The sequence below is a fragment of the Pseudomonas sp. LS-2 genome (assembly GCF_003605735.1).
In the GTDB taxonomy this organism is placed as follows: domain Bacteria; phylum Pseudomonadota; class Gammaproteobacteria; order Pseudomonadales; family Pseudomonadaceae; genus Aquipseudomonas.
The window spans coordinates 190,362-199,332 of sequence record NZ_QXTJ01000015.1 but is presented as its reverse complement, the minus strand read 5'-3'; the positions used below and the strand labels follow the sequence as shown (position 1 = coordinate 199,332).

13 protein-coding genes and 1 tRNA gene are annotated in these 8,971 nt (G+C 56.7%); 8 read left to right on the top strand and 6 right to left on the bottom strand.

Annotation, left to right across the window (positions count from 1 at the left end; genetic code table 11):
- Positions 1 to 241: 241 nt before the first annotated feature.
- The 8 genes from dapA (at position 242) to D3M70_RS09165 (ending at position 6,661) form a co-directional block, all read left to right on the top strand.
- Positions 242 to 1,120, top strand: coding sequence for a 4-hydroxy-tetrahydrodipicolinate synthase (dapA, locus tag D3M70_RS09200; RefSeq protein WP_120125465.1), 879 nt, complete (start codon positions 242 to 244; stop codon positions 1,118 to 1,120).
- A 17-nt stretch (positions 1,121 to 1,137) separates the two neighbouring features.
- The gene (gene bamC, locus D3M70_RS09195; RefSeq protein ID WP_120125464.1) at positions 1,138 to 2,253 is read left to right on the top strand and encodes an outer membrane protein assembly factor BamC; all 1,116 of its coding nucleotides are present in this window, start codon (positions 1,138 to 1,140) and stop codon (positions 2,251 to 2,253) included.
- Positions 2,254 to 3,012 carry an MBL fold metallo-hydrolase gene (locus D3M70_RS09190; RefSeq protein ID WP_120125463.1) on the top strand — a complete coding sequence of 253 codons (759 nt, stop codon included), beginning with the start codon at positions 2,254 to 2,256 and terminating at the stop codon, positions 3,010 to 3,012.
- A 99-nt stretch (positions 3,013 to 3,111) separates the two neighbouring features.
- Positions 3,112 to 3,825, top strand: a complete 714-nt coding sequence (gene purC / locus D3M70_RS09185) for a phosphoribosylaminoimidazolesuccinocarboxamide synthase (protein ID WP_120125462.1) — start codon at positions 3,112 to 3,114, stop codon at positions 3,823 to 3,825.
- A 91-nt stretch (positions 3,826 to 3,916) separates the two neighbouring features.
- A tRNA-Ser gene (locus tag D3M70_RS09180) sits at positions 3,917 to 4,006 on the top strand.
- 108 nt (positions 4,007 to 4,114) lie between these two features.
- Positions 4,115 to 5,092 (top strand): site-specific integrase, encoded by a 978-nt coding sequence (locus D3M70_RS09175; protein ID WP_165869765.1) that lies wholly within the window; start codon positions 4,115 to 4,117, stop codon positions 5,090 to 5,092.
- Between the two features lie 112 nt (positions 5,093 to 5,204).
- A complete protein-coding gene (locus D3M70_RS09170; RefSeq protein ID WP_120125460.1) occupies positions 5,205 to 5,609 on the top strand; it encodes a hypothetical protein in 405 nt (134 codons plus the stop codon).
- A 119-nt stretch (positions 5,610 to 5,728) separates the two neighbouring features.
- On the top strand, positions 5,729 to 6,661 hold the full coding sequence (locus D3M70_RS09165; protein WP_120125459.1) for a hypothetical protein: 933 nt from the start codon (positions 5,729 to 5,731) through the stop codon (positions 6,659 to 6,661).
- Between the two features lie 4 nt (positions 6,662 to 6,665).
- Here D3M70_RS09165 and D3M70_RS09160 read toward each other — a convergent pair whose 3' ends face one another.
- From D3M70_RS09160 to D3M70_RS09135, 6 genes are read right to left on the bottom strand one after another with little or no spacing between them, the layout of a single operon-like run.
- A complete protein-coding gene (locus tag D3M70_RS09160) occupies positions 6,666 to 6,917 on the bottom strand; it encodes a hypothetical protein (RefSeq protein ID WP_120125458.1) in 252 nt (83 codons plus the stop codon).
- Positions 6,914 to 7,285, bottom strand: coding sequence for a hypothetical protein (locus D3M70_RS09155; RefSeq protein WP_120125457.1), 372 nt, complete (start codon positions 7,283 to 7,285; stop codon positions 6,914 to 6,916). The genes D3M70_RS09160 and D3M70_RS09155 overlap by 4 nt, the downstream gene beginning before the upstream one ends.
- The gene (locus tag D3M70_RS09150) at positions 7,282 to 7,977 is read right to left on the bottom strand and encodes a hypothetical protein (protein WP_120125456.1); all 696 of its coding nucleotides are present in this window, start codon (positions 7,975 to 7,977) and stop codon (positions 7,282 to 7,284) included. Before D3M70_RS09150 ends, D3M70_RS09155 begins: the two co-directional genes overlap by 4 nt.
- Positions 7,961 to 8,203, bottom strand: coding sequence for a hypothetical protein (locus tag D3M70_RS09145; protein ID WP_120125455.1), 243 nt, complete (start codon positions 8,201 to 8,203; stop codon positions 7,961 to 7,963). The genes D3M70_RS09150 and D3M70_RS09145 overlap by 17 nt, the downstream gene beginning before the upstream one ends.
- A 6-nt stretch (positions 8,204 to 8,209) precedes the next feature.
- Complete coding sequence (locus D3M70_RS09140; protein WP_120125454.1) at positions 8,210 to 8,446, bottom strand: hypothetical protein; 237 nt, start codon at positions 8,444 to 8,446, stop codon at positions 8,210 to 8,212.
- A complete protein-coding gene (locus tag D3M70_RS09135; RefSeq protein WP_120125453.1) occupies positions 8,436 to 8,906 on the bottom strand; it encodes an HNH endonuclease signature motif containing protein in 471 nt (156 codons plus the stop codon). The genes D3M70_RS09140 and D3M70_RS09135 overlap by 11 nt, the downstream gene beginning before the upstream one ends.
- Positions 8,907 to 8,971: the final 65 nt, after the last annotated feature.

Here is an 8,971-nt window from a genome sequence, read left to right as displayed (position 1 = left end):
AACCTCAGCCCGGACCACGGCCACACGACGCTTGTGTGAGCCAGTCACACCAAGCGATGACGAGGCTGGAGCGGGGTTTTGCGACGATGAATACGAACAGTCGAACGAGCTGCGCAGATGACCAGTACCGATCAAAGACCGAAGGGTAGCGAAAACCGTCGCTCAGGGGAATGCTCGCCTTGTGCAAGGATCATGGCGCCAGTACCATTACCGCTCTCTTTTTCCGGCAGGAGCGGTTTGCATGATTGCGGGCAGTATGGTGGCACTGGTCACACCTATGGATGCGCAGGGTCGTCTCGACTGGGACAGCCTGAGCAAACTGGTGGACTTTCACCTGCAAGAGGGCACCAACGCCATTGTTGCCGTCGGCACTACAGGTGAGTCCGCGACGCTTGACGTCAACGAGCACATCGAAGTCATCCGCCGCGTGGTCCAGCAGGTCGCTGGTCGCATTCCGGTAATCGCTGGCACGGGGGCCAACTCCACCCGCGAGGCGGTCGAGCTGACTACCAACGCCAAGAACGCCGGTGCCGATGCCTGCCTGCTGGTGACCCCGTATTACAACAAGCCGACCCAGGAAGGCCTGTACCAGCACTTCAAGCATATCGCCGAAGCCGTCGACATCCCGCAGATCCTCTACAACGTGCCGGGTCGCACCTCTTGCGACATGAAGGCCGAGACGGTCATTCGCCTGTCGACCATCAAGAACATCATCGCCATCAAGGAAGCCACCGGTGACCTGCAGCGCGCCAAGGACATTCTGGCCGGCGTCAGCAGCGATTTCCTCGTTTACTCCGGCGATGACGCCACCGCAGTCGAGCTGATCCTGCTCGGCGGCAAAGGCAACATTTCGGTCACCGCCAACGTCGCGCCGCGTGACATGGCCGAACTCTGCAAGGCTGCCATGGCCGGGGACGCCGTCACTGCCCGCGCCCTCCATGAAAAACTGATGCCGCTGAACAAGACCCTGTTCATCGAGTCGAACCCTATTCCCGTGAAATGGGCCCTGCATGAGATGGGTTTGATGCCGGACGGTATCCGTCTGCCGCTCACCTGGCTCAGCGAGTCCTGCCACGAGCCGCTGCGTCAGGCCCTGCGCCAGTCCGGTGTATTGGTTTAATGAGGAAGCACTACGCAATGAAGCGACTGGCCGGACTTTCCGCACTAGCCTTGATTATCTCCAGCACCAGCGGTTGCAGCTGGTTGTTTGGTCAGGACGGTTACTTCCGTGATCGCAGCAGCGATTACCTGGAAGCGACCCAGAAACCACCGATGCAATTGCCTGAAGGCGTCCAGGAAGCCAAGCGCCTGGACCCGCTGTTGCCGATTCCGCGTAACGTCGCCGATGACACCCAGAAAGGTGAGTTCAACGTACCGCGTCCGCAGCCGCTGTCCACCGTTCAGGACTCGGGCGATTACACACTGCAGAAGAGCGGTGATAACCGCTGGATTCTGGCGCAACGTGCCCCGGCAGAAGTCTGGCCAGTGGCTCATCAGTATTTCGAAGACAACGGTTTCCGCATCGCCGAAGACCGTCCTGCGACCGGTGAATTCAACACCACCTGGCAGCGCATGGACGAGCTGTCCGCAGCCGTTGCCAAGCGCATGGGTGGTACGGGCGACAGCGCCAGCACCGAAACCCGCGTTCGCGTTCGCATCGAACCGGGCGTGCAGCGCAACACCAGTGAAGTCTACATCGTCAGTGTCCAGCGTCCGGCCGGCAGTAGCGACGAGCCTGCTTTCCCGTCGCGCAGCACCAACGTTGGCCTGGACTCCGTTCTGACCGACGACATGCTGGCAAGCCTGACCCGTACTGCCGAGAAGGGCGGGTCGGTGTCCCTGCTGGCCGCACGTGATTTCGATACCCCAAGTCGTGTAGCGCTGAGCGAAGACGGTAGTGGCAACCCGGTTCTGAACCTGGGTGCCGACCTTGATCGCGCCTGGTCCAGTGTGGGCCGAGCGTTGAATCAGGGTGACTGGCGCGTTGAAGACATCAACCGCAGCCTGGGCCTTTACTACATCAACCTTGCAGAAAAAGCCGACAAGCCGGAAAACAAGCCTGGCTTCTTCGCCCGCATGTTTGGCAGTGAAGAGACCAAGGAAGAGAAAGAAGCCCGTGCCGAGCGCTATCAGGTACGCCTGAGCAAGGTCGGTGACAACGTTCAGGTAACCGTCGAGAAGAACATCAACACGGTGGCACCGACCGAAGTCGCCCGCCGCGTATTGAGCGTCATTCAAGACAACCTCGGTTAAGTGCGTTTCGCGAATCTGGGCAGCGGCAGCCGTGGTAACGGCACGCTGGTGGCGAGCAACGACACGTACGTAATGGTCGATTGCGGTTTCTCCCTGCGGGAAACCGAACGTCGACTGGACAGGCTGGGCGTCAGCGGTCATCAGCTGAGCGCCATTCTGGTGACCCACGAACATGCCGATCACGTGCATGGCGTGGGTTTGCTGTCTCGGCGCTACGATCTGCCGGTCTACCTCAGCGATGGCACGTTGCGCGGCATGCGCAAACCGGTTGAAGCAGGGATCAGGCTGACAGGCGGAAAGGGCTTGAAGATCGGCGACTTGAACATCGATGTGGTCGCAGTGGCTCACGATGCTCTGGAACCGACGCAGTTTGTCTTCGATGACGGGCGCAAGCGCTTTGGGTTGCTGACCGATCTGGGGTCGTACTGTCCGTCTGTGCTCGACAGCTATCGCGGGCTGGACGCGCTTATGATCGAGTCCAACCACTGCCGCGACATGCTTGCCCGAGGACAGTACCCGTACTTCCTGAAACAGCGGGTGGGCGGGCAATACGGGCACTTGAACAATCACCAGGCCGCCAGCCTGGTGAGCGAGCTGGGATGGCAAGGCCTGCAGCACCTGGTGCTGGCCCACCTGAGCAGCAAGAACAACCTGCCGCATCTGGCCCGGCAATGTTTCGTCGACACCCTCGGGTGCGATCCGGACTGGCTACAATTGGCCGATCAAGATTCAGGGCTCGACTGGCGCGAAATCGCCTAGCGTCCCAAATGGGCGATAGCCCGGCGGTTTTTAACGGGCGACTCGCCCAGACATTTTTACTGGGCGCCTCGCCCAACTGTTTAGCAAGCGGAGCCCATCATGGAAAAACGTGAAGAACTCTACCGCGGCAAAGCCAAGTCGGTTTACAAGACCGACGACGCTGACCGCTTGATCCTGCTGTTTCGCAACGACACCTCGGCGTTCGACGGCAAGCGCATCGAACAGCTCGACCGCAAAGGCATGGTGAACAACAAGTTCAACGCCTTCATCATGCAGAAGCTCGAAGCGGCCGGCATTCCGACCCAGTTCGACAAGCTGCTGGCCGACAACGAAGTCCTGGTCAAGAAGCTCGACATGATCCCGGTCGAATGCGTCGTGCGTAACTACGCTGCCGGCAGCCTGGTCAAGCGCCTCGGCGTCGAAGAGGGCATGAAGCTCAACCCGTACACCTTCGAGCTGTTCCTCAAGGACGACGCCAAGGGCGACCCGTTCATCAACGAATCCCACGTGGTGGCGTTCGGCTGGGGCACCGCCGAGCAACTGGCGCGCATGAAGGAACTGTCGCTCAAGGTCAACGACGTCCTGAGCAAACTGTTCGACGACGCAGGCCTGCTGCTGGTCGACTTCAAACTCGAATTCGGCGTATTCAGCGATGGCTCCATCGTCCTGGGCGATGAATTCAGCCCGGACGGCTGCCGCCTGTGGGACAAGGACACCAAGAAGAAAATGGACAAGGACCGCTTCCGTCAGGGCCTCGGTGACGTCATCGAAGCCTACGAAGAAGTGGCCCAGCGTCTGGGCGTACCGCTCTAAAGCGGAAATCGCCGCAAGCATCTGAAAAAACGCGGAAATTTTGAAAAAAGGGTTCGCGTTTTTTCATCAAGCTGTTATGATGCGCGCCGTTGGAGAGATGCCGGAGTGGCCGAACGGGACGGATTCGAAATCCGTTGTACTGGCGACAGTACCTAGGGTTCAAATCCCTATCTCTCCGCCATATACAAGGCCCCGAGCGTTTATAGCGCTCGGGGCTTTTTGCATTTGGGGGAATTTTGGGGGAATGGGGGAACGTGCCATTCCCCCAACCAACGGTTATGATTCCCCCATGGCCTACTACGAGAAACGTGGCGAGAGCTGGCGCGCCCAAATCCGCCGCAAAGGATATCCCACCCTTTCTGCATCCTTCGACACCAAGGCAGAAGCCCAACGATGGGCTGCTGAGATCGAGGGGGATATGTCGCGCGCCCGCTTTGTGGACATTCGGGAAGCTGAGTCCACCACCCTTGCCGAGGCCTTGAAGCGTTACCAATCAGAGGTGTCAGCCGGCAAGAAGGGTGAGAAACAGGAAAAGGTACGCATCAAGAAATGGACGGACTCCGAGTACGCTAACAAGTCGCTCGCCTCGCTGAGGTCCAGCGACATGGCTGCCTACCGCGACGCCGAGCTGAAGGGTGGTAAGTCGACGGCCACAGTGCGACTTGACCTGGCTGTCATCAGCCACCTGTACACCGTCGCCTCCAAAGATTGGGGAATCGAAGGACTCACGAACCCATGCCGCGCGATCCGCATGCCGAAGGGTAGCAAGCAGCGCGAGCGCCGGCCGACGTCAGAAGAGCTCAAGACCATTTATAAACTGGCCGCGGACATGAACCCGGAATTGCCGGTGATCATCGAGCTGGCGGTTGAGACCGCAATGCGTCGATCCGAGCTGGTGATGCTGCGGAAAGACCAGGTGCGGGGGAAGGTTGCGTACCTTGAGGACACCAAGAACGGTGAACGCCGGTCGGTCCCGCTTTCGTCTCGAGCCTTGGCGCTTTTGGAAGGGTTGCCGACGCCCATCGCCGGCGGCAGGTACTTTCATCTGAAGGCTGACACCATCAGCAACTACTTCCCGCTGGTTTGCGAGAAGGCCGGCATCACCGATCTGCGATTGCACGATCTCCGGCACGAGGCCACAAGCCGCCTGTTCGAGCGCGGCTTTACGCTGATGGAGGTCGCCAGCATCACCGGGCACAAGACACTGGCGATGCTCAAGAGATACACCCACCTGAGCCCGCATGATTTGGCCGAAAAACTGGGTTAGAGTCCACCCCTCAAAGGAAGCTAGCAATGACCTGATTTCGACGCTAGTCTAGCTACCGCAAGTTGAGCCGGAGTACAGGGAGTCGATCATCACACTACCTAGCCAGCAAAAAATGACATGGCTCGTCTACACGGTCCTGCTGGGCCTTGTTCCAATTGTCATCAGGATCCTTGTAGCTTCGTTCGTGAGCGGCGAAAATGTGCCTTTTTTTAGCGCCGCGGACTTCATTTCGTTAGGCATGGTCATGCAAATCTCGCTGCTTACAGAGATCCGGTACCACGACTCGGCTGATGCTTGGTGGAAGAAAATATTCATTGGCTTTTCCATCTTCGCCATCATGATGTATGCGGTCATGGTCGCGTTTACACTGTTGAGCGAAGTTGTCGACAGAATAAATAAGGAATCAGTTTTTATTGTTTGCATGAGTATGCCAGTCGTATCGTTTGCGCTGTGTTGGGCTCTGTATGATCGAGTTGCATATTTATCCGTAGCGACGGAGGAAGTCGCAAATGATTAATCTAACTATAATTTTGCTTGGAATTGTCTTTTTTGTAGTCGGCGGCGTGGTCGTTTTTTGGTCTGCAGTCAATACACGCAATAAATTCTATAACGATTTTATGAAAAGGAAGTCAGGTCGTGAGAAGTTTCGTTTACCTTGATGAATACAAGATGTACTCATTATCTTCGCAATTGATGGAGGGCGTCACTGATTTTGTGGTGCAAGAGTCCAAGCGAAGTGAGTCAGAAGCTGAGGAGCAGAAAGGCCCCATAACCAGCGGACAAAAGCTTGCCGAAATTATAGAGACTACATCCGCAAGTATCGAAAAGCGCTTTCTCCATGACTACGCGTTTTCAATATTTGAAAACAAGCTGTTAGAGCTCGATAAAGTGCTTCAGTTATCCGATACGTCAACTTACTCCGAGATTTCATCTGGGGCCGTTGATCGCCGCATTGTCCGTGTCAAAGCGAGAGCAGATTTTTTAGACGCTGTAGACGTAATGGAGAGTCTTACCACGCTCGCCGATATGCAAGACGCTATTTCCATTGTTGCTAATAATGAGCGGCGCGAGGAAATCTTGTTAGAGATGGCAACGCTCGCTGGTGGATCTAAGAAACACGCAGTCTCCGAACTCAAAGCAGAGTTTGATCGCTTATCCAAGCCCGGCATCCCAAAAGACGTGTCTGCCAATGCTCGCCTTCAACATAAAAATCTCGCCATGGTCCTCCAGAGTGGGTTCAAGAATCGGCTTGATATTGCCATGACTCTCGATGATTGCCAGGTGAGGGCTGACTTGAAAAGAAAATGCCTCAAGGACGAGGAGGACTTCATAACTAAAACATACTCTCGATTTTCGAGTGTAGAACTGGTGTTGCTTGGGATCGTTACACAGTGCACGGACTCTGAAGAGCAGATACATAAGTCAGATGAGTCAGATGAGTCAGATAGCTCAATGGCCAAGATTTTACAGAACTCATCTAAAGCGCTTCATGAACTCGAAGGTCATTTCACCCGTGGCGAGGGCAAGCTAATCATCCTTGATCCGATCGCCGTTTACTTGGAGCTATAACCGATTAGGCTACCCCCCTCAGCGACGGAGGGGGTTGACGCTTCCGGCCTGGCTTCGGCTTTTGTCTTTCACCGTCCCGAAAATCCCGCAGAAAAAATCGCACATCTTCCTTCAGCCAGCAGTGCCGGCTGCCCATCTTGAAGCTTTTGGGTAGCCAGTCCACGCCTCGGCGAATTCCTTCCCGAATCGACGCTTCAGTGCGTCCAAGCATCTTGGCCAGCCCTTCGACGTTAATTACTTCGGTTTCTTCTGTCATGGCCTGCTCTCCTGACGCGTCATATCTTTTGTGTGCAGCGAAACTGTCGCGTCAGCGCTGCGCTCCGCGTTTCGTTTTCGAAGGCACGACTTGCACCGTTGCCAACTGCCCATGCCGAACATCGGCGCCTTGTCATGAGTGGTCGCCTCGGCGCCGCAGACGGCTTTCCAGCCTCGGTACCGGCCGTGCTTGCCGATAGTGTCTGCCGCGATCTGTATGAAGTAGTGGGCGCGCGATCCGCCAAAGAATGGCTTCGCCCAGCCTTCTATCTGCTCCAGCTTTCCGTCAGTGATCTGGACGCCGCGCGCGGCCAGCTCTTCGAATTTGCCGGCGCGGGCCATGTCGATGACTTCCTGCATGTCGATCATGGTCTCTTGACCTCAATGTTCCGCTCAACCACTCGGCTGCTGCCGTTCTGTTCATGCACAGTCAACGAAGCGCTCTTGCGGGCCATGCTGCCGTCTGGCTGCTTGTAGTAGGCCGGCATCCCATAGAACGGACCCCCGGGCGCGAACGGGTCAGGAAAAGCACCAGGCTTATCGATCAGGAACTCCATGAACTGCTTCTGAAACACATTGAAAAGCGGGCCGTTCTTCCAATCCGGCTGATTTCTCCCCGATTTTGTGCTGGCGCTGTCCTCCAGTCCGGCTACCCATGCAATGCCCGACAGCGTAGAGCGCGCCTCGCAGGCATACTCGGCTGCTTCGGCGCGGTGGACGGGGTTAACGGCCAGTACGTCAAGAATGGTTTCCATGCCATAAACGGATGTCAGGTAGTCATCCACCCGGAGCATCCAGTCAGCGATGGCAAGGAAGTTCTTTCGACGTACTGCTCGGCGCTTCTCATGTTCATCCTCCAGATCTGCTACTTTCGTAGCCGTGAAGGGAAGCCCTGCCTCTGCGTCCATGACTGCGCGCTTGAAGTGCTCACGATCATGATCGGCCTCAGCGCACAGGTGACGCGCAGCGCGGCGGGCGATGATCAACGAAATCAACGGGTCGTTATTGCCACGGTTGCTCAGTTCGAAAAGGCGACGAGAGTGTTCAGGCTTCATTCTCATGGCTGGCCTCCTGTGAATGGTCGACGGTTACCTCGATCTTCCAGCTATGCCTATAGCCTGTGCTGGTGTCCTCAGCGCTGTGATAGCCGCGGCAGCGAACGTTGCTGCTCTCGAGGCTGAAGCCGTTTTGCTTAGCCAGCAGATCGCACAGCGTGGCCGTGATCTCGCTCTCGTGCACAGTGGCGCTGTACGTGGTTGTATTGGTGCGAGTGGCGTTGGATTTCATGGCAGATCAACTCTTGCCACTAATCGCGGGTTTCGACTCAATGAAGACACTGCTTTCGACTTGACCGCCGACGTGACGGATGTACTCGACCTCCACGCGGGCGCTGTCGACGATCACCTTGGCCACATTGCTGACCGCGTCGGCTTTCTTGACGGCCTTGTCCAGATCGTCACCTTCGGCATCGGCCAGATTTTCAAGCGCTACAAACAGGTGATCACGCAGATCTGAGAGCTTATTTTTCATTGCGGCGTTTCCTCTTGATGGTCTTTTTGATTTCGTTCTGCAGGTGCAGGATGTCCAGCACCTCGTCGGGCAGTCCGCGATAGTTGAAATTTGTGCGCAGATGGATTTCAGCCAGGGTGCTAAGCGTCAGGTTCTCCAACGCCACGTTTCGAGGATTTCCATCTTTCGCCCATACCTGCATTCCTTCAGGTACCGGCCCGTTGGCTTCTTCCCATGTATGGATATGGAGCGGCTTCCAGACATCTGGCTGGGCAACCTTGACCATCGTGTAGCGGCCTTTTTTGTGCGTGGCGCCTACTGGCCGAGGCTGCATACCTGGCTTCGCACCGCGCCGCTCGCACAAGGCGAGAAAGCTTCGACGCGATGATGCGCTTCGGCTTTCGTGACTTTTCGCGATGCCCATACCCATTGCGCGCTGGCAGATAGCCGTTTCAGTTCGCCCAGGAAGTAGGGCGGCCATGAAATCCCGGTCCTTATTGGCGTAGAACTGCCGCACCAGAGCATCTTCTGCTAGCGTCCAGCGCT

Bases quoted from the DNA above. Each gene is read 5' to 3' on its own strand.
- purC (WP_120125462.1), top strand. From the start codon at position 3,112: ATGGAAAAACGTGAAGAACTCTACCGCGGCAAAGCCAAGTCGGTTTAC.
- D3M70_RS09175 (WP_165869765.1), top strand. From the start codon at position 4,115: ATGGCCTACTACGAGAAACGTGGCGAGAGCTGGCGCGCCCAAATCCGC.
- dapA (WP_120125465.1), top strand. From the start codon at position 242: ATGATTGCGGGCAGTATGGTGGCACTGGTCACACCTATGGATGCGCAG.
- D3M70_RS09150 (WP_120125456.1), bottom strand. From the start codon at position 7,977: ATGAGAATGAAGCCTGAACACTCTCGTCGCCTTTTCGAACTGAGCAAC.
- bamC (WP_120125464.1), top strand. From the start codon at position 1,138: ATGAAGCGACTGGCCGGACTTTCCGCACTAGCCTTGATTATCTCCAGC.
- D3M70_RS09160 (WP_120125458.1), bottom strand. From the start codon at position 6,917: ATGACAGAAGAAACCGAAGTAATTAACGTCGAAGGGCTGGCCAAGATG.
- D3M70_RS09155 (WP_120125457.1), bottom strand. From the start codon at position 7,285: ATGATCGACATGCAGGAAGTCATCGACATGGCCCGCGCCGGCAAATTC.
- D3M70_RS09140 (WP_120125454.1), bottom strand. From the start codon at position 8,446: ATGAAAAATAAGCTCTCAGATCTGCGTGATCACCTGTTTGTAGCGCTT.
- D3M70_RS09170 (WP_120125460.1), top strand. From the start codon at position 5,205: ATGACATGGCTCGTCTACACGGTCCTGCTGGGCCTTGTTCCAATTGTC.
- D3M70_RS09145 (WP_120125455.1), bottom strand. From the start codon at position 8,203: ATGAAATCCAACGCCACTCGCACCAATACAACCACGTACAGCGCCACT.
- D3M70_RS09135 (WP_120125453.1), bottom strand. From the start codon at position 8,906: ATGGCCGCCCTACTTCCTGGGCGAACTGAAACGGCTATCTGCCAGCGC.